The following is a 24,715-nucleotide window of genomic DNA, read 5'->3' as shown; positions in this document are numbered from 1 at the left end:
GTCAGCCGACCGGGACTCCGGTGACCGCGACCGCCAACGGGTAGGCGCCGGTGGGGATCGCGGTGCCGACGGCGCCGCTGCCGACCGTGATCGGCACCAGCGTGTTGTTGTTGGAGCAGGTCACGTACGCCGTCGCGCCGTTCCAGTCGAAGCCCAGCGAGCTCGGGCCGTTGCCCAGGTGGATCGGGGTGCCTTCGCGGCCGGTCGCGGTGTCCAGGGTGGTGACGTCGTCCCCCGCCTGGACCCACAGGGTGCGGCCGTCCGGGCTGAGGGCCAGGCCGTAGGCGTCGTCCTGGCCGGCGATCTCCAGGCTGGGCAGTGCCTTGCCGGTGGCCACGTCGATCGGGGTGACGGTCGGCGCGCCGGAGTCCGAGACGTAGACGGTGCGGCTGTCGGGCGAGACGACGACGTTCATGGGGGCCGACCCGGCCGGGATCGCCGCGCCGGCTACGCCCGTGGTCAGGTCGACGGGGGTGACGGTGTTGTCGTTGATGTTCGCCACGTACAGGTTCTTGCCGTCCGGGGCGACGGCCATGTTCTCCGGGCCGGAGCCGACCTTGACGGTCGGGCCTGCCGTGTCGGTCGCCAGGTCGATCGGCTGCACGGTGCCGTCGCCGTAGTCGGCCACCCACAGCGTGCTGCCGTCCGGGGTGACGGTCTCGCCCGAGGGCGTGTTGCCGACCGGGATGGTGGCGGTGACCGTTCCCGCGGCGACGTCGATGACGCTGACGGTGTTCGACCCCTGGTTGGCCGTGTAGGCGTGGCGGCCGTCGGGGCTGAGCACGATCTCGCCCGGGTTCTGCCCCACGCCGATGCCGGCCAGAGCCTTGCCGGTGCCCAGGTCGACCGGGGTGACGGTCGGTTCGCTGTAGTTCGCCACCAGGGCGCGGGTCGACCCGGTCGTGGCGGCGGAGACCTGGACCGGCAGCGCACGGGGTACGACCGCCTCGCCCGAGGCGTCGCTGCCGGTGACGACCACCGTGCGCACGCCGTCGGTGGCGCCCGCCGCAGCGGTCACGGTGAGGGTGACGCTCGCCTGGCCCTTGGCGGCGATCGGCAGACTGCCGCTGGACGGCTGCACGGTGACGCTGTCCTCGGCGGTGGCGCGCCAGGCGACCGTGGTGGCCGCACCGGACTCCGGGGCCGCGAACTGCACGGTGACGGACCGGGCCGCGCCCGGTCGCAGTGAGACCGAGGTCGGTTGGAAGGCGGCCTGCGCGCCGAGCGGCGGCTCGGTGTCGAGCAGGACCTGATAGAGGAACGGGTCGAGGACGCCGGGGGCGAGTTGCTGCGGGATCGCGGTCAGCTGGGTCCGGTCGTTCTGCAGCGTGGCGCGCAGCGTGGTGACAGCGCCCTGGTCGCCCTTGGCCTGCGCGAGCAGCAGCTGCACGGCGGTCTGGCCCGCGTCACCGTAGCGGCCGAGCTTGTCCAGCCAGGGTGCGATCTCGGTGAGCAGTTCGCTGCCTGCCATGGCGTGGCGCAGGGCGTTCGGGGTCTCGGAGAGCTGCCGGAAGTAGGCGGTCACCCGGGCGGCCGGGGCGGTGAGGTCCTGGTGCCGGTCGTACGCCTGCCACAGTGCGGCGAGCAGCGGCGTCAGGGTCGGCGACTCCACCGGGTCGATCAGCGAGGAGTAGTTGTTCTCCGCGAACAGCCGCAGCCAGGGCTCGGCTGCGGCTCCGCCGAGCGCGCGCAGCGCGGCCTGCCAGGAGGCGGTCGGGTCGTAGGCGCCGGAGTTCCACAGGAAATCCCCCGAGGTGAACTCGGCGATCTGACTTGCCGTGGACTGCGGCATCGGGTTGACGGTGACCCCGGCCAACTGCCCGGTGATACCGGGTTGCCGTCCGGTGTACGGGCCGAGCAGCAGCCGCGACGTCACGTAGTCGTTGACCGGGTAGTTGTCCCACAGCAGGATGTCGTGCCCGAACACCGCGCGGGCCGCCTTCGCCTGGTCGGTGCTGATGGTCGGGGCGATCACCCCGGCGCCGGTCCACTCGACGATCACCGCGCGGTCGAGCTGGGTGCGCAGCGCCGTCTTGTACGGCGAGTCGCTGAGGTCGGAGTACTCGGTCGGCACCATCTGCAGCCGGGCGACGTCCGGGTGGGTCGCGACGAAGTCCTGCTGGACCCGGTTGAGCAGGAACGACTGCGCGGCACCGGCCGCCGCACCGCCGGTGCCGAACTTCTGCTGGTCCGCCAGGCAGTTCCAGCTGGTGTAGCTGATGTCGTCCAGCGGGATCGCGAAGGAACGCACCCCGATGGCGTACAGCGACTGGAACTTGGCGACCAGCGCCTGCTCGTCGGTGTCGGAGGAGTAGCAGATCGACAGGCCCGGCGAGAGCGCGTAGGTGAAGGTGACGTGGTCGGCCTCGGCCCGCGTGACCAGCGTCTTCAGCACGGCCAGTTGCGCGGGCGGGTAGGGGTCGCGCCACTGGGCGCGCAGGTAGGGGTCGTCCTTCGGGGAGTAGACGTAGGTGTTCTGCTTGGTGCGGCCCAGGAAGTCGAACTGGGCGAGCCGGTCGGCGGTGGACCAGGGCGTGCCGTAGAAGCCCTCGATCACCCCGCGCAGCGGGGTGCTGGGCCAGTCCCTGACGACGGAGTCCGGGACGCCGCTCCGGTGGCCCGGCAGCGGGACGACGAGCTGACGCAGCGTCTGGGCCGCGTAGTAGGTGCCGGTCGCGTCGACGCCGGACAGCGCGATCACGTCGTGCCCAGCGTCGTGCCCGGCGTCGTGACCGGTCCCGCGGCCGACGGCCAGGACGTAGCCGCCGGACACCAGACCGGCCGGGCTGCCCGCGTGCAGAACCGTCAACGCCTGCGCGGTCGCGGGGTTCTCCGTCGGACCGCCGACGTAGACGCGCAGCTCACCGGCCGGGAGGTGCTCGTCGCCTTCGCTGCGGGTGATGTGCTGGGCACCGGCGGCGCGCAGGGTCGCCTCGACGGTCTGCAGGGCGGAGGGGTCGGTGTGCGGGCCGACGACCTCCACGACATGGGACTCGATCCGGACGTCGCCGCCGCGCGCCTCGACGTGCTGCGGCGTCGGCCACACCTGTGGCAACGACGGTTGCCGAGAGGCGGGTTGGGCCTGTGGCTGGGCGGCTGCGCTCCCGGCGGCGGCGAGCAGCACGGCCAGGGCTGCCGCCAGCGTTCTCGCTATTCGTGGTCCGATCATGGCGGATCCTCTCGAGTCGAGGATTGCGGGTCTGCTACGCGCTCGGGCCCGACGTCAGACGGCCTCGGGGGTGACGACGTCGGTGATGCCGCGTGCGGCGAGGTGGGCGGGGTCGCCCGCGTGCTGGGCCAGGAGAAGGGCGGGCCGCAGGCCGTCGGCGGTCAGCCGGGCGAACGCCTCGAAGACCGGCCCGCCTGCCGCGCACACCGACCGGCCGGACGCCGTGGCCTCGTCGCCCGCGTCCACCAGCAGCGCGGTGGTGCGCGCTGCGGGCGCGTGCTCCACGCCGCGCCACTCCTTGGCGAGGTCGGCGATGCGCCGGCCGGCGGGCTTGACCTCCCCGTCGTTCGTCAACAGGCCTAGCGTGTACTCGAGTTCGGGAAAGTCGGCGAGCGAGCGGGAGACGTCGTGGGAGCACCACCAGGTGATGCCCCACAGACCGGGGCAGTCCAGGACGGCCCTGACGGTCGCCTCGGTGAAGTCCGCCGCCGACTCGGCCGGGATCAACGGCTGTGGTGCGCCGACCTCCTGGAGCCACACCGGGCGCAGCGGGTCGAGCGCCCAGGCCTTGGCCAGCTCGACCAGGTACGCGGCGTGGTGCTCGGTCGCCACGCCACGCGGGCCGTGGCGCTGCGCGGTGCCGTCGAAGACCCAGGAGTGGACGACCGACATGGCTCCGAGCCGCGCGGAGTGGCCGGGCGTGAAGGGGTGGTCGTCCCGGTAGAAGACGTGCGCGTCCTCGGCGTGGACGTGGCACCGGCCGGGAGCGCCCTGTTCGCACGCGTCCAGCAGGCGCCGCAGCCAGGCCTCGGCCTGGTCGGGGGTGATCGGGTCGGGGTCGGGGTGTTCGGCGAGCGCGAACTGGTTGGTCTCGTTGCCGATCGTCATGCCGATGAAGTTCGACCGGTCGGCGAGCGCGGACGCGAGGGTGCGCAGGTAGGCGGCCTGGGCGTCGACCACGTCCGGGTCGGTGAAGAGGTTGCGCCGCTTCCACGTCCGCGTCCACGCCGGGAGGAAGTCGAAGCTGGACAGGTGGCCCTGGAGGCCGTCGACGCTGACGTCGAGCCCGCGTTCGGCCGCCGCCTCGGCCAAGTCCACCAGGTCGTCGACGGACTGACGTCTGATCAGGCTGCGGTTGGGGTGGAACACCGGCCACAGCGGGAAGACCCGGACGTGGTCCAGCCCGAGCGCCGCGATCGCGTCCAGGTCGCGGCGGACGGCGTCGAGGTCGAAGTCCAGCCAGTGGTGGAACCAGCCTTGGCTGGGGGTGTAGTTGACGCCGAATCGCATGGATGACGACATACCAGGGAGCCTCTGCTTCTGCTTCTGTGCTTCTGCTGTTGGGACTCAGACCGGGCGTGGGGGAAATCGTCGATCACGCCTCCGGGGCGCGTCAAGACGGTGCGTCAATTCCATTGCCACACGCACGATCTGCTGAATCGTGTCTTTTCCGTGAGGCATTGCGCGATCTCTTGACGGCGTGACTAAAGCGCTCTAGCTTCCTTCGCTAAAGCGCTTGATACGACCGTTCAGCAGCCGTTCAGCACCACGGCCCGCCGACCCCAGCGGCAGGAGCGCACATGCCCCGACCACCGACTCAGCGCCTGACCATCAGGGACATCGCCCAGCGGGCCGGCGTCTCCGAAAGCGCGGTCTCCCTCGCCCTCAACGACCGGCCCGGCGTCTCGCCCGCGACCCGCGAGCGGATCCGCAGGCTGGCCGACCAGCTCGGCTGGCGGCCCAGCGTCGCCGCCCGGGCGCTGGCGGGCGAGGGATCGGCCACGGTCGGTCTGGTCTTCGCGCGCTCGATCAGCCCCCTCGGCGTCTCGTCGTTCTTCCTGCAGCTGATGGTCGGCATCCAGGAAGCCCTCTCCCACCGCGGCTTCGGCCTGCTCTTCCAGGTCGTCGACGGCCCGGACGCGGAGTGCGCCGCCTACCGGCGGATGTGGGCCGAACACCGGGTCGACGGCGTGCTCGTGGTCGATCCGCGCCTGGACGACCCACGCTTCGAGGTCCTGGCCGAACTGGGCCTTCCGGCCGTGGTCATCGGAGCCCTGACGCGGAGCACGAACGAAACCGAAGCCGAGAGCGAGAGCGACGGGGGCCGCCTACGCGTCTCCCAGGTGTGGGCCGACGACGCCCGGGCGATGGCCGAGATCGTGGACCATCTGCACGAACTCGGGCACCGCAGGATCGTGCACATCGCAGGGCCCGCCGAGCTCGCCCACACCCAGCGCCGCGTGCAGTCCCTGAGACACGAGGCCGAGCGGCTCGGCCTCGTCGACGCCCGCTCGATCATCACCGACTACTCGGAGGACGAGGGCGTCGCGGCCACCGTGAGCGTGCTCGCCGAGCGGGTCCGTCCCACGGCGATCGTGTACGACAGCGACGTGCAGGCCGTCGCCGCACTCGGCGCGGCTGCCGAGCGCCGTCTCAGCGTTCCTGATGACCTGTCAGTTGTGGCCTGGGACGACTCGGTCCTGTGTCGCTCCACCCGGCCCAGGCTCGCCGCGCTCGTCCGGGACACCGTGGGCTTCGGTCGCCGCGCGGCCGAGGAGCTGCTCGACCTGCTGGACGGCGGCCCGGCGGTCACGACCGAGTTCGACCGTCCCCACCTGGTGCCGCGCGGCAGCATCGGGCCCGCGCCCGCATAGCGGCCTCCCTCACGCTCCCCCAGGCTCACTCCCGCTTCCCCTCCCGCGCCCTGTGCGACCGCTCCCCCCAGCGTGCTGACCCGCCAACCGGAGGTACCGACCATCATGAGACGGAAGACTCTTGGGACCGCCGCCGCTGCGACGCTCGCCCTCGCGCTCACCCTCACGGGCTGTTCCGGCGCCTCGGCGAACCACGCCGCCGCCAGTACCCTCACCGTCAACCTGGGCTACTCGGGCACCACCATCACCCAGAACTTCAACCCGTTCTCGCCGCAGGCCACCCAGGGCACCATGGGCTTCCAGTACGAGTCGCTGTTCAACCTCAACATCCTGCAGGGCGGCAAGTTCATCCCCTGGCTGGTCACCGACTACACCTGGTCCAACGGCGGCAAGCAGATCACCCTGCGTCTGGACCCGCGTGCCAACTGGAGCGACGGCTCGCCACTCACCGCCGACGACGTCGTGTTCACGCTGAACTACGCCAAGCAGAACAAGCTGCCCGTGGCCTGGGCCTTCACCTACGACACGGCGACCGCCGTCGACGCGCACACCGTCTCGATCACCTTCGGCGCGCCCGCCTACGCCCTGCTCTCCAGCATCGGCAACGTCACGCCGGTCCCGAAGAAGATCTGGCAGGACAAGAACCCCACCACCTTCACCAATCCCAACCCCGTGGCCAGCGGCCCGTACACGCTGCAGCAGTACAGCGCCCAGCAGCTCACCTTCCAGGCCCGCGGCAACTACTGGAAGACCAAGGACGTCCCGGTCAAGACCGTCTACGCACCCGTGGTGACCAGCGCGTCCGAGGTCGGCAAGCTGCTCAGCGGCGAGGAGGACTGGAGCGGCGGCAACGTCCCCGACGTCAAGAAGCAGTTCGTGGCCGTCGACCCCACCGACTTCCACGCCTGGTACCCCACCTACGGCGGCGACTTCATCTTCTTCAACCTCACCAAGGCGCCGTTCGACAACGTCGACGTCCGCCAGGGCATCTCCGCCGCCGTCAACCGCACCGAACTCGCCCAGTTGGGCAACCCCGGCATGTTCAGCCCGCTCAACCTCACCGGCCTCGACCCGGTCACACAGGGCACCTGGATCGCCCCGCAGTTCGCGAACGCGGTGCAGCCCACGCCCGACCTCGCCAAGGCCGACGCGGCGTTCGCCAAGGCCGGGTACACGATGCAAGGGGGCAAGCTCGTCGGCCCCGACGGCAAGCAGCTCTCCTTCACCATCACCGAGGAGTCCGACTTCGCCGACTCGGTCCAGCGCGACAAGGTGCTCGCCGACGAGCTCAACGCCGCCGGGATGAACGTCCAGGTGGACGCGATCCCCGCGGCCCAGCTCGCCGCCAAGCGGCAGAGCGCCGACTTCGACGTGGTGGTCGGCGGCGCCGTCTACTACGCCACCCCGTACGGCTTCTACCACGACATGCTGTTCAGCGGGAACGCCGGCATCTGGACCAACTACGGCCACTACGTGGACAAGCAGACGGACGCCCTGCTCAACCAGCTGGGCGACGCCGGTGACACCACAAGCATCAAGAGCATGTCCGCCCAGCTCGAGCAGTTGATGGTGGATCAGGTCCCGGCCGCGCCCCTGGACACCATCGGCGTCTCCGCCGAGTACAGCACCAAGAACTGGACCGGCTGGCCCACCGCGCAGAACCCGTACGCGCAACCGGCGCCATGGGCGGGCCCGGTGGACGTCGCCAGCATCCTGCTCTCGCTCCGCCCCGCCAAGGGCTGACGATGGCCACCGAAGCCCTGAAGCGACCCGGCTCCCCCGGCGCCGACGGCCCCGGCAGTTCCGGCAGTTCCGGCAGTCCGGGCGGTCCCGGCGGCAGGACCGGACGCCGGGCGGTGCTCCCCCGGCTGTCCGCCGCCCGGTTCTTCGTCCGGCGGCTCGGGTTCTACCTCTGCGCGGCGTGGGTCGCCATCAGCCTCAACTTCCTGATCCCGCGCCTGATGCCCGGTGACCCGGCGTCCGCCCTGATCGCGCAGATGGAGCAGAAGCAGGCGCTCTCCTCCGAGCAGATCGCCAACATCTACCGGCTGTTCGGCAAACCCCACCAGCCGCTGTGGGACCAGTACGTCACCTATCTCCACCAGATCGCGCATCTCGACTTCGGCATCTCGGTGGCGTACTACCCGACGCCGGTCTGGCAGGTGATCCGCACCGGGCTGCCATGGACGCTGGGGCTGGTCGGCCTGACCGCGATCCTCTCGTTCGTGGTGGGGACGGCCGCCGGGGTGCTCGCGGGCAGCCGCGTCGGCTCGCGCTTCGACAGCTTCATCACCCCGGCGTCGATGTTCCTCGGCGCGCTGCCCACCTTCTGGGTGGCCCTGGTCCTGGTCCTGGTCTTCGGGGTGCAGCTGGGCTGGCTGCCGATCGGCGGCGGCTACGGCACCGCCACTCCGCCGGGCCTTACCGGGCCGTTCATCGGCTCCGTCGTCAGTCACGGCATCCTGCCGGCGCTGACGATGCTGATGGCGTCGCTGGGCGGCTGGTTGGTGGGCATGCGGAACATGACCGTCACCACCATCTCCGAGGACTACGTGCTGCTGGCGCGCGCCAAGGGGCTGTCCAAGGCCCGGGTGATGTTCCAGTACGCGGCCCGTAACGCCGTCCTGCCCAGCGTCGCCGGGTTCGCGCTCAGTATCGGCACGGCGGTCAGCGGGCAGCTGCTGGTGGAGATCGTCTTCTCCTACCCGGGGGTCGGCTACCTCCTCGACCAGGCCGTCAACAGCGTGGACTACCCGCTGATGCAGGCCCTGTTCCTGATGATCTCGCTGTCGGTGCTCGCCGCGAACTTCATCGCCGACTCGGTGTACGGCCTCATCGACCCGCGCGTGAGGGAGGCAGGATCGTGACACAACTCCCAAGGCCCCGGCGGATCAGGCTCAAGCTGCCCGGCAACCCCAAGGTCCGGGTCGGTGCGGCCATCATCGCGTTCTTCGCACTGATGGCCCTGGTCGGGCCGTTCGTCGTGCAGGACGGGATGGGGCTGTCGTCCACCGCGATCGACGTCTCCAACGCACTCCAGCCGCCCAGCTCGGCGCACCTGCTCGGCACCACCGCCACCGGTGAGGACGTCTTCGCCCAACTGGTCGTCGGCAGCCGTGTCTCGCTGATGGTCGCCCTGGTCGCGGGGGTGCTCAGCACGACCCTGTCGGTGCTGATCGGGGTGGCCGGCGGCTACGTCGGCGGCCGGGTCGACGCGGTGCTCACCGCGGTCACCAACATCTTCCTGGTCATCCCCGGTCTGCCGCTGCTGATCATCATCGCGGGCTACGTGCACGGTCGCGGTGGCCCGCTGACGGTCGCCCTGATCATCGCGCTGACCTCCTGGCCCTGGGGCGCGCGGCAGAAGCGGGCGCAGACCCTGTCGCTGCGCAGCCGCGACTTCATCACCGCGGCCGAGATGACCGGCGAGAGCCGCTGGGGTGTCATCACCCGCGAGCTCGTCCCCGGGCTCGCGCCCATCATCTCCGTCTCCTTCCTCGGCGCCGTCGTGGGCTCGATGTTCGCCGATGCCGGGCTGTCGTTCATCGGGCTGGGCAACATCAACACCGTCAGCTGGGGCTCGATGATGTACTGGGCGCAGAACGGATCGGCGCTGACCATCGGCGCGTGGTGGTGGTTCGTGCCGCCCGGAGCGTGCATCGCGCTGATCGGCGTCGCGGCCGGTCTGATCAACTTCGGGATCGACGAGATCTCCAATCCGAGGCTGCGCCGTCCGCCCAAGAAGGCCGTCCAGCGGGCCCGTGCAGCGGCTCTGGCCGCCGTGCGCCCGACCGTCGCGACGACGGCCTCCTCCGCAGCGACGAGCAGGACGGCGTCATGAACGGGCCCTCTGTCGGCGAGCCGCTGCTGACCATCCGCGACCTGCATGTCGACTACTTCGACCAGGCCGAACCCGTGCACGCCGTGCGCGGCGTGGACCTGACCCTGCGCCGGGGCGAGACCCTCGGCGTGGTCGGCGAGAGCGGCTGCGGCAAGTCGACGCTGATCACCGCCGTGACGCGGCTGGAGCGCCCGCCTGCGGTCACCACCGCGGGGTCCGTGCTCTTCCACGGTCGCGAGGGGGCCGAGCCGGTCGACCTGCTCCGGCTCACCGAGCGGGAGTTGAACAAGCTGCGCTGGGAGCACATCGCCGTCGTCTTCCAGAGCGCGATGAACGCGCTCAACCCCGTGCTGCGGATCAGCACCCAGTTCGCCGACGTGCTCGGCAGGCACCGCGGGCTGTCACGGCGGGACGCCGAGCGGCGCGCCGCCGAACTGCTGGCGATGGTGGGCATCCCGGAGGACCGGCTGCGCGCGTGGCCGCACGAGCTCTCCGGCGGCATGCGGCAGCGAGCGACGATCGCCCTCGCGCTGGCCTGCGAACCGGACCTGGTGGTGATGGACGAACCCACCACCGCTGTCGATGTGGTGATGCAGCGTCAGATCCTGCGGCAGATCGCACGTCTCAAGCGCCGGCTGGGCTTCTCGGTCGTGTTCATCACCCACGATCTCTCCCTGCTGATCGAGATCGCCGACCGGATCGCGGTGATGTATGCGGGCCAGGTCGTCGAGACCGGTCCGGCACGGCAGCTGTACACCGATCCCAGGCACCCCTACACGGCCGCGCTGCGCAGCGCCTTCCCGCCGGTGCGCGGCCCGCGTCGGGAGATCGTCGGGATCCCCGGTTCGCCGCCGGGGTTGCGGACGCCGCCGACGGGGTGCGGCTTCCACCCGCGCTGCCCGCGCGCGTTCGAGCCCTGCGCGACCACTGCTCCGGCGCTGCTGGCGCTGGGGACCGCCCCGAGCGCGGGCGAGGTCGCCTGCCATCTGCACCCCGGCCCCACCCCGGCCGCGAACGCCCGCCAGGACAGCGCCCGCCAGGAGGACACCCATGCCGGAGCGTGACGCAGCGTCAGAAACGGCCGGCGGGGCCGTCCTGGAGGCGCGGGAGGTCGTCAAGCGCTTCCCCGTGCACGGCCTCGGACAGCTCGGCAGGCAGGTCCACGCCCTGGAGCCGACCACGCTCGCCCTGCATCCCGGCCGGATCACCGCCCTGGTCGGCGAGAGCGGCAGCGGCAAGTCGACCCTGGCCCGGCTGCTGGCCCTGGACCACGCCCCCACCGAGGGCGAGATCCGGCTCGACGGCAGGCCGGTCCGCCGGACGTTCCGGACGAAGGCCCGGCGGGCCTACTACCGCCAGGTCCAGATGATCTTCCAGGACCCGTTCTCCTCACTCAACCCGGTGCACCGGCTGCGCTACATCCTCAGCCGCCCGCTGAAGCTCCACGGCCACGCGCGCGGCCGGGCGGAGCTGGAGGAACAGGTCCTGGACCTGCTGCAACGGGTGGAGCTCACGCCCGCCGAGCAGTTCATCGACAAGTTCCCGCACGAGCTCTCCGGCGGGCAGCGCCAACGGGTCGCCATCGCCCGCGCGCTGGCCGCCCGGCCGAAGGTGCTGCTGGGCGACGAGCCCATCTCGATGCTCGACGCCTCGATCCGCCTGGACATCCTCAACCTGCTGCGCCGACTGCGGGACGACGAGGGCCTGGCGATCCTCTACATCACCCACGACATCGCCAGCGCCCGCTACTTCGCCGACGAGATCAAGGTGCTCTACGCCGGTCAGCTGGTCGAGTCCGGCCCGCCGGACGTCGTCGTGGGGCATCCTCGCCACCCCTACACCCGGCTGCTGCTGGACTCCGCCCCAGACCCGGATCGCGGCGGGTTCCTTGACGGGACGAGCCTCGACGGGGGCCTCGACGACGCCGATCCCGACGGGGAGGAGTCGCTCGGCGAACCCCCGGACCTCGTCGCCCCGCCCACCGGATGCCGCTTCCACCCGCGCTGCCCCCTGGCTCGGACGGAGTGCCTCACCGCCTTCCCGCCCCGCTCCGAGGCGGGTGACGGTCACTGGGTGCACTGCTGGGCCCACGAGCCGGGCACGGACGCCTGAACGCACGTCGTCGACTCTCTGGAGCCTGGTCATGCATGACGATCGCACCCTGGTCGAGGCCCGCCTGCGGCGCGTGCTCGACGACCGCATCCGCCCTGCCGTCTACCCGCACTCCGTGCCGCTGACGGTCGGCATCTGGACCGCGCCCGACGAGCCCGTCCCGGTGGCCGAGGGCCTGGCGGCGCCGCGCACACCCATCGCGGTGGGCGAGGAGTGGGGCGCGCCGTGGGGAACGAGCTGGCTGACGGTGTCGGGCACCGTCCCGGCCGAGTGGGCCGGGCGGACTGTCGAGGCGCTGCTGGACCTCGGCTTCGACGAGAACTCGCCCGGTTTCCAGTGCGAGGGGCTGGTCTACCGACCCGACGGCTCGCCGGTGAAGGGGATCAACCCCCGCAACCAGTGGGTGCGCGTCGCCGCTCCGGCCGTCGGCGGCGAGGAGGTGCTGCTGCACCTGGAGGCCGCGTCCAACCCGGTGGTCTTCACCTGGCCCGGCTTCACTCCCACCGAGCTCGGCGACAAGGAGACCGCGGGCTCCCGGCCGCAGTACCGGCTGGCCCGGACGGACCTGGCCGTCTTCGACGAGACGGTGTGGGAGCTGGTGCAGGATCTGGAGGTGCTGGGCGAGTTGATGCCCGAGCTCTCCCCGGACAGCGCCCGGCGCTGGGAGATCCTGCGCGCTGTCGAGCGCGCGCTGGACGCGGTCGACCTCCAGGACGTGGGCGGCACCGCTGCCGCCGCCCGCGAGCGGCTCGCCGAGGTGCTGGACGCGCCCGCCGCGCCGTCGGCGCACCGGATCAGCGCGGTGGGCCACGCCCACATCGACTCCGCCTGGCTCTGGCCGCTGCGGGAGACGGTGCGCAAGGTCGCCAGGACCGCGGCCAACATGACCGAACTGCTGGAGACCGAACCCGACTTCGTCTACACCATGTCGCAGGCCCAGCAGTACGCCTGGATCAAGGAGCACCGCCCGGAGGTCTACGCACGGGTCAAGAAGGCCGTCGCCGAAGGCCGTTTCGTGCCCGCGGGCGGAATGTGGGTGGAGTCGGACACCAATATGCCGGGCTCGGAGGCGATGGCCCGTCAGTTCGTGCACGGCAAACGGTTTTTCCTCGACGAGTTCGGCGTCGAGAACGAAGAGGCGTGGCTGCCCGACACGTTCGGGTTCGCGGCGGGGCTGCCGCAGATCATCAAGGCGGCGGGCAGCAAGTGGCTGCTGACGCAGAAGATCTCCTGGAGTCAGGTCAACTCCTTCCCCCACCACACCTTCTGGTGGGAGGGCATCGACGGCACCCGGATCTTCACCCACTTCCCGCCCGTCGACACCTACAACTGCTCGATGCAGGGCCGTGAAATCGCCCATGCGGCCCGCAACTTCAAGGAGAAGGGGGTGGCCCGCCACTCGCTCGCGCCCACCGGGTACGGCGACGGCGGAGGCGGCACGACGCGCGAGATGGTCGCCAAGGCCGCCCGCCTGCGAGACCTGGAGGGCTCAGCGCGGGTGACCTGGGAGCGCCCCGCCGACTTCTTCGCCACGGCGCAGGCCGAGTACCCCGATCCGCCGGTGTGGGTGGGCGAGCTGTACCTGGAGCTGCACCGGGCCACGCTGACCAGCCAGGCGAGGACCAAGCAGGGCAACCGGCGCAGCGAGCACCTGCTGCGCGAGGCCGAACTGTGGTCAGCGACGGCAGCCGTCCGGCACGGACTCCCCTACCCGTACCAGGAGTTGGACCGCCTCTGGAAGACGGTGCTGCTGCACCAGTTCCACGACATCCTGCCCGGATCCTCGATCGTCTGGGTGCACCGTGAGGCCGTGCGGACGTACGCCGCAGTCGCCGAGGAGCTGGAGGGCATCATCGGCCGGGCCCAACGCGCCCTGGCGGGTGACCCGTCGGGTGGCGGCACGGTGGTCTTCAACGCCGCACCGCACGAGCGCGGCGGCGTGCCGGCGGGAGCGGGCTGGGCGCTGGATGCCGCCCGAGCTCCCGGGGACTGCACGGTCTCGGCCCTGCCCGACGGCGGGTGGCTGCTCGACAACAGCCGACTCCATGTCGTCGTGGACGAGCACGGTCTGGTGCGGTCGGTCCGCGACCTGGCCACCGGCCGCGAGACCGTCGCCCTGGGCCGCGCGGCCAACCTGCTGCAACTGCACCCGGACTTCCCCAACAGCTGGGACGCCTGGGACGTCGACCGCTTCTACCGCAACACCGTCACCGACCTGACCGACGCCGACGAGGTCACCGTCGTCTCCGACTCCCCGCAGGCCGTCGCCGTGCGCGTGGTGCGCTCCTTCGGCCGGTCCCGGGTCACACAGACCCTCACCCTGACGGCAGGGACCGGGCGGCTCGACATCGACACCGAGGTCGACTGGCACGAGACCGAGAAGCTGCTCAAGCTGGCCTTCCCGCTGGACCTGCACGCCGAACGCTATGCCGCCGAGACCCAGTTCGGGCACGTGTACCGGCCGACGCACACCAACACCAGCTGGGAGGCCGCCAAGTTCGAGGCCTGCAACCACCGCTTCGTCCATCTCGAGGAGCCCGGCTGGGGCGTGGCGTTGGTCACCGCCTCGACCTACGGCCACGACGTGACCCGCACCGTCCGAGAAGGCGGCACGGGCGGCGCGGGCGGAGCGGACCGGGGAACCACGACGACGGTGCGCGCCTCCCTGCTGCGCGCGCCGCGCTTCCCCGACCCGCACACCGACCAGGGCACGCACAGCTTCCGCCACGCCCTCGTCCCCGGCGCGGGCATCGGCGACGCGGTCCGCGAGGGCTACCTGATCAACCTGCCCGAACGACGCGTGCCCGGCGACGCGGACGTCGCCCCGCTGGTGGCCGTGGACAACGACGACGTCGTGGTCAGCGCGCTCAAGCTCGCCGACGACACGAGCGGCGACGTGATCGTGCGCCTCTACGAGGCCCGGGGCGGGCGCGCCGAGGCCCGCCTGACCACGTCCTTCGCCTTCAGCGGCGGCGTCCGGACCTGCGACCTGCTGGAACGCCCCTACGACGACGGCGAGGACGGCGAGGACTACGACGACACAGCGCCCGGTCCCGTCGAGGCGGTGGACGCCGGGACCGTCCGTGTCCGGCTTCGCCCGTTCGAACTGGTCACTCTCCGCCTCACCCCGCAAGATCGTTGGTAACGTCCTGACCGACCGCGTCGAACGTGTGCTTTAAATTTGAACTACCTGGAGTACAGTGGTGAGCATGAGTGAACCCCGCTGGCTCGACGACGACGAGAAGGCCGCCTGGATCGCCTTCCTCAGCGCCACCAGCCTGGTGGGCCGCAAGCTTGAACAACAGCTCAAGGACGACTCCGGCCTCTCCCACACCCAGTACGAGGTGCTGGTCCAGCTCTCCGCCGCGGAGGGCGGCGCGCTGCGGATGACCGAGCTGGCCGACCGGCTGGTGACCTCGAAGAGCGGGCTCACCTACCAGATCACGCAGTTGGAGCGGGCCGGACTGGTCTTCCGCCGCTCCTGCCCGAGCGACGTGCGCGGCGTCTTCGCCGAGATCACCGACCAGGGCCGGGAGGCACTGCGCGAGGCCGCCCCCGGCCACGTCGCCGCGGTCCGCTCCGCGCTGATCGACGTGCTCACGCCCGAGCAGCAGGCACACCTCGCCGCCGGGCTCGGCGAGGTCGCCCGCCGACTGCGATGCGGGACACAGAACCCGACACCGTAGAACCAAGTAGAGTTGATCGGGTTGTCTCCCAGTACTGCCCCAGCCCGATCCGTCCTTCCAGAAGAGAACAGCAGGCGATGAACGCAGGACCCGACGTGACGACCGCCGCCGAGGCCCACCCCGGGATCGACCCGGACCGCCTGCAGCTGGTGCTGGACACCCTGGCGGAGCTGAACGAGCTCCCCATCGACCACCCGCAGGCGATCGCGCTGCGCAAGGCCACCTCCGGCGTGTACCGCGAGGTCAAGCACCGCCGTCGCCAGGAGCGCCGGGCGGCCAAGACCGCCAACGACCGGATGGTCACCGAGCGCACCGCGACCGGCGCCGCCGACCGGATCGACGACGAGACGCAGGGCCTGCAGCTCACCTCCTCCGCGACCGGCGCGATCGCGGGGATACTGGAGCGCCCGCGTGCCTGCTACACCTGCAAGAGCCGCTTCGTCGAGGTCGACGCCTTCTACCACCAGCTCTGCCAGGACTGCGCCCGCGAGAACCGCGCCCGTCGCGACGCCCGCACGGACCTGACCGGCAAGCGCGCGCTGCTCACCGGCGGCCGGGCCAAGATCGGCATGTACATCGCGCTGCGGCTGCTGCGCGACGGCGCGCACACGACGATCACCACCCGCTTCCCCAACGACGCGATCCGCCGCTTCAAGGCGATGCCGGACAGCGCCGACTGGCTGCACCGCCTCAACATCGTCGGCCTGGACCTTCGTGACCCGTCCCAGGTCATCGCGCTGACCGACTCGGTGAGCGCGGCCGGTCCGCTGGACATCCTGATCAACAACGCGGCCCAGACCGTGCGCCGCTCGCCGCGCGCCTACAAGGAGCTGATCGACGCCGAGGACGCGCCGCTGCCGGCCGGTGAGCTGCCCGCCGCCGTCACGCTCGGCCGGTTCGACATGAGCCGCCAGCCGATGCTGCCCGCCCAGGCCGGGTCCCCGCGCCGCGCCGAGCTCAGCGCGGAGGCGCTCACCGCCCTGGCCCTGACCAGCGGCTCCGCCGCACCCGCGCTGATCGAGGCGGGCACGGCGATCGACGCCGGCGGCCTGGTCCCGGACCTGGACGCGTCCAACAGCTGGAGCCAGAAGGTCGACGAGGTCGACCCGATCGAGCTGCTCGAAGTCCAGCTCTGCAATGTGACCGCGCCGTTCATCCTGGTCAGCCGCCTGCGCCCGGCGATGGCCGCGTCCCCGGCCCGCCGCAAGTACGTGGTCAACGTCTCCGCCATGGAGGGCCAGTTCGGCCGCGGCTACAAGGGTCCGGGCCACCCGCACACCAACATGGCCAAGGCCGCGCTCAACATGCTCACCCGCACCAGCGCCCAGGAGATGCTGGACTCCGACGGCATCCTGATGACCGCCGTCGACACCGGCTGGATCACCGACGAGCGCCCCCACCCGGACAAGATGCGCATGGCCGACGTCGGCTTCCACGCCCCGCTCGACCTGGTCGACGGCGCGGCCCGCGTCTACGACCCGATCATCCGCGGCGAGCAGGGCGAGGACCTCTTCGGCATCTTCCTCAAGGACTACCACCCGCACCCGTGGTGATCAGTCTGGTGATCAGTCGATGATCGGCAGCAGGGACGCCGTCTCCAGGACGAAGTCGAACGGTGCGGGGATCCGGATCGTCTCGCCGAAGTCGGCGTCCTCGCGGCTGCGGTACCGTCCGTTCTCCGGCTCGGAGAAGAGCGTGACGGTCTTGGCTCGCGCGTCGACGATCAAGTAGAGCGGGATGCCCATTACCGGGTAGTCCCGCAGCTTGCCGACCCAGTCGTTCTCGGGGTTCCTGGGCGAGACCATCTCGACGGCGACGAGCGCCAGCGCCGCCGGAATGTCGTGCTCCGGCAGCTCGACCACGTCGTCGGGGACGTAGGTCAGGTCCGGGTTGCGGACCTTGCTCACCGCCACGGCGGCGAGGTCGCTGTTGCCGCTGGGGAAGTACCCCGTCGGGCGGTGCGCGTCGAACTGCTCCTGCACGATGGCGAGATTCCGTTGATGCAGGGCCGACGGGGACGGCTGAATCACGACCATGTCGCCGCTGAGCTCGACCTTCCTATGCTCGGGAATCGCCCACCGGACCTGCTCCAATAGCTCGATGCCGCGCATCAGGACGCGGCGGCGCGGTTGGTGTCGCGGAGGCGGGCGAGGTGGCGTTCGACGGCGGCGAGGCGGCGGGGGTCGGGGACGGCCTGGCGGAGGCGGAGGAGGTCCGGGCCGATACGGCGGGCCTCCGCGTCGTCCTCGATCGCGCGCCAGCACGCCTCGGCGTTGGCGGCGGCCTGGAGTGTCTCCGGGTCCTCCGGGCCGTGCGCGTCCAGCAGGCTGAGCGCGACGTCCCGGTAGAGCAGCGTGGCGTCGGACTGCAGCCCGGCCATGCGGGTGACGTGGGCGCGGACCTGACGGAGCTTCAGCACCGGCTCGGCGTCCGGGCCGTGGGAGAGCATGGCCTGCCGTTCCAGTGACTGGGCGTCGGCGATGGCCTGGGCGTGCTCGCCCGCCTCGGCGGCGGCGACGACGGTCCCGATGGCCTCGCGGTAGGGCGCGAGGTCGTCCTGGTCGTCGAGGGTCGGGGAGGCGTCGGCGGGTTCGATCTCACCGGCGGCGTCAGAGGCGTCGGCCTCGTTGGCGCCGGGTACGGCGTCGGCCTCGGCGTCGGCGGGCTCTGCGTCGTCGGCCCCGGCGGACCAGTCCGAGGGATCCTGCTGGTTGGCCGGCAGCGTGGCCGTGGGCTCGCCGGAGGGGTGGGGCTGGTCCGACGCCTCCGACTGGTCGGCCTCGTCGGGCAGATGGACCGTGGGCGCATGCGGCGGAAGCGGTGGCATGTCGAACGGCGGGAGGTCGACGGGCGCGGCAGCTGCGGGGATGACGACGACGGGCACCTGAGCCGTCGGCATGTCGTCGGCCAAGGGCCGGGGAGCGGTCGGCACCGCGCCCCTCGGTATCGCCACGCCGGGAGGCGTGTGCCCAGCCGGGCTGGTGGCCGTCGGCGAGAGGAACTCGACGGTCACCTCCTCCGAGGGCGGGGCGATCGTCACGACGGACGGACGCGGCGCTCCCGTCAGTGGCGCGGTCGGCCCGCCGCCGAGCGGAGCGCCGAGCGGCACCCCCTGCGGCGGGCCGGAGACCGAACCGGGGACGGGGCCGGTCCCCGGGCCAGGGACCGGGGTCGGCGAGTCGACGATCGTCGGGGCCAGCCGCCGCGAGGTGTTGCGGAAGACCTGCCAACCAGGCGCGTGGGAGATGACGACCTGCGTCTCGGGCCGCAGCACCGAGTGCACCTGGTACTGGAGTTGTTCCGGCGTCAGCCGCTCGCCCGCGCCCGGCTGGCCGCCGTGGAGGGCCTCGACCAGGGCCTTGGTGAAGATGCCGACCTGCTGCGGGTCCGGGCTGACCGCCGCCCACAGCGGCAGGCCCGCTCCCAACGGCGAGGGCTGCACGCGCAGTTGGGGCAGCGCGGCCTCCTCGGCGCTGAGGTCGGCGATGACCAGCGTGCCGGTGTCCGGGGTGGCCTGGAGGCCGCGCAGCCGCAGGTCCTCCGCGAAGGCCCGCCACGGCAGCCGCGAGGCGGGGCCGTGACCGCCGAGGTCAAGGTCGAGCGAGCCGGTGCGGCGGTCCCTGACCAGGTGTCCACCGACGTGGATCAGCAGCGGTCCCTGGTGCCGGACGCAGGCCTGCACGTGGGCCCGGATGCCGTCGGCGTCCATGGCCTTGGGCAGATGGACGATGTCGACGCCGTCGGCGGCGAGCAGGACCTGTGGGGCGAGCGCCGCCAGAATCGAGGACATTCCCGGCGCCGGTCGCGCGTCACGCGGCGGGAACCGCCGTGCGCCACGTCCGATGCCGCCCTCGATCACGAGCACCCGGCCGCGCAGCCCGTCGCCGCCCATCCGCCACCCCGTCCGTTGCCTGCACCCCACGCTGGGCGGGGGCGACCTGACGCCCCACCGGCGACACCCTACCCAAGGGCGCACCGAACCGCCTTGGCCGGTCCCGCGGCCTATCGTCCCATTTCCGCTCCGATCGGTCAGGTCCCCCATCGTGATCGTTTTTCAGTAGCCCAGGCGCAGACTCTTCACAAGCGGCCGCGCGTGCCCGCACGGTGGTCAGCCGAACGACGCACTGCGCAGCTCGGAAAGGAGAGCGGCGGACTCCGGTTCCAGCGGCTGGCCGGTGCGCAGCGCCTTCGCCTCCAGCCGGGCCACGGTGGCGCGGAGTCCGTCGGTCGCCCCGGCGTCCGCGTGCAGGCAGAGCAGGTCGCGCAGCAGCAGCTCCGCGTCCGGATCGGCGCTCAGGCCGCGAGCGGCGGCCGCCTCGCCGCCCCGGTGGTCGCCGGCGTGGAGCCGACGCAGCGTCAGCTCGTGGGCCACGTCCACGACCGCGGCGGCCATCCGTCGGCGCAGCGGCTCCGCCCAGGTGTAGGCGACGTCCGCGAACGGCGCTCCGCGCACCAGCGCGAGGGCGCGGGCGAGGGCCGTGTCGGCGGCCGGTCCGCTGTCGCGGAGTCCGCGCTCGCTGAGGGCCTGGAAGTCGTCCCAGTCGCAGCGCAGGGTGACCGGGTGGCCGTCGGGTCCGTCGCCGAGCCACTCCCGCAGCCGTCCGATGGCGTCGGCGGAGACGTACGCCCCCTGGGCGGGCCCGACCGAGCGACGTGCGGCGGCCTCGGTCAGCACGCCGCGCCGCTCCGGCTCCACCGGCCCGGCCGCGCCGACCAGTTCGACGGGGCCGAGCAGCCGCAGCTGCGGATGCGCGGGCGAGGCCGGGGTCGGCGGCGTGGCGAGCAGGGCGAGGATCCACGGGTCGTTCGGCAGCCGTCCCTGCGTCGCCGGAACGAGCGAGCCCGGCGGGTCGGGGAGAACCACCGCCGCGCCGGGCAGGGCTGGTTCGGTGACGGAGGATCGGCTGGAGCGTGCCGCGTCGACGGAGAAGATGCTCGAACCGCCGGTCGACTTGTCGAGCGGGTCGGGCCGGTCAGGCAGCTCTACCGGGTCGACCGGATCGATCGGGTCGAGGCGGTGTTCGAGGCGCGGGTCCGGGGGCGTCGCGTCGGATACGCGCGGCGGTGGGACGACGTCACGCCTGCTCCACACGCTGGAACGCCGCGCGCTGTCGTCGGTCTCCGACGTATCCGGCGCGTCGTGGGAGGCCCCGAATGCCCCGGAGTCCCCCATGTCGTCGAAGGCGTCGAAGAGGTCCGCGAACGCGTCCTCGGGCCAGCTCGGTTCGGGGGCGGCGGGTGCGGGATCGACCACGTTCGCGCCGAGGAGGCGCAGCCAGCGGTCGTAGGACTCGTCGTCGAGCCGCTGGAGGGTCAGGTCCATCTCCAGTCCCGGCACCACGCCGGAGCCGGATGCGGGCAGGGTCCAGCGCGCCACCGGGCCGGTGCCGGACGGCGGCGCGGCGGTCACCACGGCGACGCTGCCGCGTGGGCGGGAGTCGAGGAGCCGCCCGAGCGCCTCCGGCGTCGTGCCGGTCGGGTAGCCCGCGCAGAGGACCACCTCGGGCGCCCATTCGTCCCCGCCGATGCCGCGGCTGCGGGCCTCGCGCGGGGTCGCCGCCTGGGCCTCGACCAGGGCGGACCGGACGGCGGCGTCACGCTGTTGCAGCGCGGCGACGGCGTGTTCCAAGTCCTGGTGCACGACCAGCCGGTCGTCGGCCACCGCAGCCAACTCGGCAGCCACGCCCACGACATGGACGCCGACGCGGTCGGCGAGCGGGGTGAAGGTGAGCTCCAGTGCCAGCGTCCGCAGCACCCGGGAGACGTCCTCCGGTTCGCCGGAGATGTGCAGCAGCCGGATGGCCTCCAGGTCGACCAGCACCGTGGCCCCGTCGTTCGTCTCCCCCAGGCTGACCAGCGCGGGGTACGGCGAGGGCACCACGGCCGCCGCCTCGGGCCCGAGCAGTCCGGGGGCGTCGGCGGTGCACCACCACACCGTCGAGGCGTGCGCGGCGCGGAACGGCGCGACGGGCGGCGCGGGCGCGGCCAGGTGCAGCTCGACGGTGTGCGCGGGCGTCAGCCGGACCACGTTGAGCGGCGGCAGCCGACGGCCCTCCCGGGCGACGTTGCGGGCCATGCTGCGCAACGCGCGGCCGAGCAGATCGAGGTCGCGCCCGGCCTGTCCGCCGAGGCGCGGCACGGCGGCCGGGGCCGGGGCGGTGGCAGGAGCCGCCGCCGCAGTCTGCTGCGGAGAGCCGGAGAGGGCCGGGGGCAGCGGCATGGGGACCGGCGTCAGATGCGCGGCGCTCCGCGACTCCGGGTCGATCGGAGGAGTCGGGCGAGGCCCGCGCGGCGTCCGGTGCTGACCCTGCCTCGGCGGCCCGTTCCGCCTGCGGGAGCGACGCAGCGCGACCGCGCCCAGGACGACCGCGCCCAGCACGCTGGTCCCGGACGCCAGCGCGAACTCCTCCGGGGACTGCGAGGCGGTCGCGTGCGGGACGCCCTCGGGCGTCCCGGCAGGCGCGGAGGTGGTCGGCGCGGAGGCGGTCGGCGCAGCGGACGTCGGAGCCGAGCTCGGTGCGGACGTGGCCGACTCGGTCGGGGTCGGCGTCGGCGTCTCCGTGACGGGCGGGGTTGCAGGCGTCGTCGTCACAGGCGGCTTGGGAGCTGGTGTCGGTGCGGGGGGCGGTGTCGGCGCCGTCGTGGTCCCGGAGCTCGAACCGCCGCCGCCCAGTGCGCTCGCCCCGGGGACGGTGAGGCGCATCCCCGGCTCGATCAGGTTCGGGTCCGTCAGACGGTCCCCGTCGGGGGCCGCGACGCCGCGGTTCGCGGCGAAGAGCTTCGGCCAGTCCGAGGCCGTGCCCATGGTGGTCTCGGCGATCCCGGAGAGGGTGTCGCCCGGACGGACCGTCACCTCGACCGGCTGCGCGGGCGCGTGGTCGGCCGTCGCGCTCGCGTCGCCGCCGCTCGGCAGCTTCGCGTCGGACGGGAGCAGCAGCACCCAGCCGGGCTGGATCGGGCGCTCCGCGTCGAAGACGCGGTGTTCGGCGTCCATCACCCGGCCCTCGTTGAGCGCGGCGATCTCGCGCCAGCGCTCGCCGGACCCGAGCATCTGGTCCGCGATGCTCCACAGGCTCTCGGCGGGTCTGGTCGAGCGGACGGTGTAACTGACCCGCCCGCCCTGGCCGGTTGTGGCGTCCGCGGCCGCGCCCGCCCCGTGCGGCTCCGAGACCGACGCGTACTTGGCCCCTGCGGACCCGCCTCCGGCGGCATTCGCGGCCACGGCCGCTCCCGCCGTCCCGGCTGCCTGTGGCAGGTGCGGCGCAGTGATCGCGAGCTGTGGCGCGGGGGCGGCCGCAAGTGCCGTGCCGGCGACCGGCAGCAGCGAGAGGATCGCGCCGACCAGACCGCCCGCCAGCCGCTGGCTCCAGCCCAGCGTGGGCAGTCGGCGCGGCACCCGTCCGCGCAGCTGCGCGGGGATCTCGACCAGCAGCGAGATCGCCAGGGAGAGCCAGGCGACCCAGCCGACCAGCACCAACACCCAAAGGAAAAGGTTTCCTTGGTCCCCCGAGGTCAGCAGGCCCGCCAGCCCGCCCGCCGGGCGGGCGTCGTGGACGACCGTCACCGTGCCGAAGCCGAGCACGACCGGAAGGCCGATCATCAGCACGAGCAGCGTGACGCACGCGAGGAACGCGCGGACGACGTTGCGGAGCATCAGTTCCCCACCGAACCTTCCGGACCCGTGATGCCGTAGAAGGCCACCGCGGTGCCGTGGCCGGTGACCGTGATCTGATCGATGCCGATCAGCCCGAGCAGTTTCGTCCGGTACGTGGTGGTGACCGCGACCGAGCACGCCCCGGCCGGGAACTGCGGCGGCGAGCCGTCCATCCCCGCCCTGCCCAGATACTCCGCCGACGCCTCGGCCGCCCGCGTCCGGTCGATCTGGTACGTCCCGCCGAGGACGGCGTTGACGTCGATCTGCTCGCACGCGGCACGGGCCGCCTCACGCGCGACGGCGTCCGCCCTTTCCTCGGTGAGCACCTTGCCTCCTCCGTCCAGCACCAGACCGGTCAACGCCAGGAACCCCAGGGCGATCCCGAGGAAGAACAGCGACAGCGACCCTTGGTCCCGCGCCCTCGTCTGTTCCGACATCCGCGCCTGCTCCGACATCCGCCCGGCTACCCCTGCCCGCGGTAGGTGTCGACGACCGACGCGAAGTCGCTGGTCACCGTCGTCGTGATCGGAAAGGGGAGGCCGACATCCAGGCTCAGGTCGCAACTGGCCGTCACCGTCAGGTAGTCGTCGTAGGTCCCGGTCTGCCGTACCGGCGGCGCGACCTGGAGGTTCGAGCACTGGAGGTCCTCGCTCTGCAGCACGGTGTCGGCCGCGGTGGTGGCGGCGTTGACGGCGTCGCCGGGGTTCCGGTCCAGCGAGGCGGCCCGCGCCGCGGCCTGCACGGCGAGATCGAAGGTGCCCTGGTCCTGCTCCCTGATCCCGGCCGCGACGGCGAAGAGGAAGAACGCCGTCACGACCGGCATCAGCAGCACGGCCTCCAGCGACAGCGAGCCCCGGTCCCCGACAGCCAGTGTCCTCACTGCCCGACCCCCACGAACCGCTCGACGGGGACGGTCGCCGTCACCGTGATGTCCGGGCCGCCCCACACGGGACCCAGCAGCGAGTTCACTCGCACGGTGACAGTCATGGTGACCTTCGTGTCGTTGTCGGTGGTCGTGGGGACGGCTGCGGCACCACCGCCCAGCAGGGCGTTGGCGTCGACGAAGTCCACGGCGGCGGCCACGGGTTCCTGGCCGCCCTTCTGGCTGTCGGCGGCGATGGCCGCGCCCTCGCGGGCCGCGCTGAGGGCGACCTGGCGGTCGTACCACCAGCACGCCCCCTGCACGACCAGGAAGACCATCAACAGCACGACGGGAAAGAGGAAGACCAGTTCCACGGAGAGCGAGCCGCGATCGGCCCGCCTCACTTGAGGCTGCTGGCCTTGTTGTTGATCGCGGCAATCAGCACGCCGATCACGGTGGTCGCGACCACGATCAGCCCGATGGCCAGCAGCACCAGCTCGAAGCTGAGCGCGCCCAGGTCCTCGGTCTGCCGCGCCTTCTCGGCGCGTCCGCGCAGGAAGGTCACGGCCATCACGACAGGAAGCAACGCGGCGGGCACGTCGGGTCGTTCGGACGTGGGCGGCGCGGTGGGACGACGACGTTCGCGGGACATGACGTACTCCTTCGTGATCTTCTCGGGGTGGTGCGGGCGGTGCGGGTCGAGCAGCGGTGCGGGTCGAGCAGTGGTGCGGGTCGGG

The 24,715-nt window shown here is 72.1% G+C and carries 18 protein-coding genes; 9 read left to right on the top strand and 9 right to left on the bottom strand.

What is annotated here, in order from left to right; all coding sequences use genetic code 11:
- Nucleotide 1: 1 nt before the first annotated feature.
- Together I2501_RS00985 and I2501_RS00980 are read right to left on the bottom strand one after the other, a co-directional pair.
- Nucleotides 2–3,169, bottom strand: coding sequence for a beta-N-acetylglucosaminidase domain-containing protein (locus I2501_RS00985; RefSeq protein ID WP_196191805.1), 3,168 nt, complete (start codon nt 3,167–3,169; stop codon nt 2–4).
- Between the two features lie 54 nt (nt 3,170–3,223).
- Nucleotides 3,224–4,471, bottom strand: coding sequence for a glycoside hydrolase 5 family protein (locus I2501_RS00980; protein WP_196191804.1), 1,248 nt, complete (start codon nt 4,469–4,471; stop codon nt 3,224–3,226).
- A 278-nt stretch (nt 4,472–4,749) separates the two neighbouring features.
- Here I2501_RS00980 and I2501_RS00975 point away from each other — a divergent pair, with 278 nt between their 5' ends.
- The 9 genes from I2501_RS00975 (at nt 4,750) to I2501_RS00935 (ending at nt 17,015) form a co-directional block, all read left to right on the top strand.
- Complete coding sequence (locus I2501_RS00975; protein ID WP_196191803.1) at nt 4,750–5,823, top strand: LacI family DNA-binding transcriptional regulator; 1,074 nt, start codon at nt 4,750–4,752, stop codon at nt 5,821–5,823.
- Between the two features lie 105 nt (nt 5,824–5,928).
- Nucleotides 5,929–7,566, top strand: coding sequence for an ABC transporter substrate-binding protein (locus tag I2501_RS00970; RefSeq protein ID WP_196191802.1), 1,638 nt, complete (start codon nt 5,929–5,931; stop codon nt 7,564–7,566).
- Nucleotides 7,567–7,568: 2 nt separating this feature from the next.
- Nucleotides 7,569–8,690 (top strand): ABC transporter permease, encoded by a 1,122-nt coding sequence (locus I2501_RS00965; protein ID WP_196191801.1) that lies wholly within the window; start codon nt 7,569–7,571, stop codon nt 8,688–8,690.
- Entirely contained in the window at nt 8,687–9,664 is a 978-nt protein-coding gene (locus I2501_RS00960) for an ABC transporter permease (RefSeq protein WP_215909165.1), read from the top strand. Before I2501_RS00965 ends, I2501_RS00960 begins: the two co-directional genes overlap by 4 nt.
- Nucleotides 9,661–10,728 carry an ABC transporter ATP-binding protein gene (locus I2501_RS00955; protein ID WP_196191800.1) on the top strand — a complete coding sequence of 356 codons (1,068 nt, stop codon included), beginning with the start codon at nt 9,661–9,663 and terminating at the stop codon, nt 10,726–10,728. The genes I2501_RS00960 and I2501_RS00955 overlap by 4 nt, the downstream gene beginning before the upstream one ends.
- Nucleotides 10,715–11,776 (top strand): ABC transporter ATP-binding protein, encoded by a 1,062-nt coding sequence (locus I2501_RS00950; RefSeq protein ID WP_196191799.1) that lies wholly within the window; start codon nt 10,715–10,717, stop codon nt 11,774–11,776. The genes I2501_RS00955 and I2501_RS00950 overlap by 14 nt, the downstream gene beginning before the upstream one ends.
- A gap of 31 nt (nt 11,777–11,807) precedes the next feature.
- On the top strand, nt 11,808–14,921 hold the full coding sequence (locus I2501_RS00945; RefSeq protein ID WP_196191798.1) for an alpha-mannosidase: 3,114 nt from the start codon (nt 11,808–11,810) through the stop codon (nt 14,919–14,921).
- 64 nt (nt 14,922–14,985) lie between these two features.
- Entirely contained in the window at nt 14,986–15,462 is a 477-nt protein-coding gene (locus I2501_RS00940; RefSeq protein WP_196191797.1) for a MarR family winged helix-turn-helix transcriptional regulator, read from the top strand.
- Nucleotides 15,463–15,539: 77 nt separating this feature from the next.
- Nucleotides 15,540–17,015 carry an SDR family oxidoreductase gene (locus I2501_RS00935; RefSeq protein WP_196191796.1) on the top strand — a complete coding sequence of 492 codons (1,476 nt, stop codon included), beginning with the start codon at nt 15,540–15,542 and terminating at the stop codon, nt 17,013–17,015.
- 12 nt (nt 17,016–17,027) lie between these two features.
- Here the strand turns inward: I2501_RS00935 and I2501_RS00930 are convergent, their stop codons facing one another.
- From I2501_RS00930 to I2501_RS00900, 7 genes are all read right to left on the bottom strand, one after another.
- Nucleotides 17,028–17,573 (bottom strand): Uma2 family endonuclease, encoded by a 546-nt coding sequence (locus I2501_RS00930; protein WP_196191795.1) that lies wholly within the window; start codon nt 17,571–17,573, stop codon nt 17,028–17,030.
- The gene (locus tag I2501_RS00925) at nt 17,573–19,354 is read right to left on the bottom strand and encodes a hypothetical protein (protein ID WP_196191794.1); all 1,782 of its coding nucleotides are present in this window, start codon (nt 19,352–19,354) and stop codon (nt 17,573–17,575) included. Before I2501_RS00925 ends, I2501_RS00930 begins: the two co-directional genes overlap by 1 nt.
- 216 nt (nt 19,355–19,570) lie before the next feature.
- A complete protein-coding gene (locus I2501_RS00920; protein WP_196191793.1) occupies nt 19,571–23,116 on the bottom strand; it encodes a LysM peptidoglycan-binding domain-containing protein in 3,546 nt (1,181 codons plus the stop codon).
- Nucleotides 23,116–23,553 carry a pilus assembly protein TadG-related protein gene (locus tag I2501_RS00915; protein ID WP_196191792.1) on the bottom strand — a complete coding sequence of 146 codons (438 nt, stop codon included), beginning with the start codon at nt 23,551–23,553 and terminating at the stop codon, nt 23,116–23,118. Before I2501_RS00915 ends, I2501_RS00920 begins: the two co-directional genes overlap by 1 nt.
- Before the next feature lie 26 nt (nt 23,554–23,579).
- Nucleotides 23,580–23,996 (bottom strand): pilus assembly protein TadE, encoded by a 417-nt coding sequence (locus tag I2501_RS00910; protein ID WP_196191791.1) that lies wholly within the window; start codon nt 23,994–23,996, stop codon nt 23,580–23,582.
- Nucleotides 23,993–24,382, bottom strand: coding sequence for a TadE/TadG family type IV pilus assembly protein (locus I2501_RS00905; RefSeq protein WP_196191790.1), 390 nt, complete (start codon nt 24,380–24,382; stop codon nt 23,993–23,995). The genes I2501_RS00910 and I2501_RS00905 overlap by 4 nt, the downstream gene beginning before the upstream one ends.
- Nucleotides 24,379–24,630: a hypothetical protein gene (locus I2501_RS00900; protein ID WP_196191789.1), complete on the bottom strand. Its 252-nt coding sequence runs from the start codon at nt 24,628–24,630 to the stop codon at nt 24,379–24,381. The genes I2501_RS00905 and I2501_RS00900 overlap by 4 nt, the downstream gene beginning before the upstream one ends.
- Nucleotides 24,631–24,715 lie beyond the last annotated feature (85 nt).

The sequence above is a fragment of the Streptacidiphilus fuscans genome (assembly GCF_015690355.1).
GTDB lineage: Bacteria > Actinomycetota > Actinomycetes > Streptomycetales > Streptomycetaceae > Streptacidiphilus > Streptacidiphilus fuscans.
This window is presented reverse-complemented; position numbering and strand designations above follow the sequence as displayed.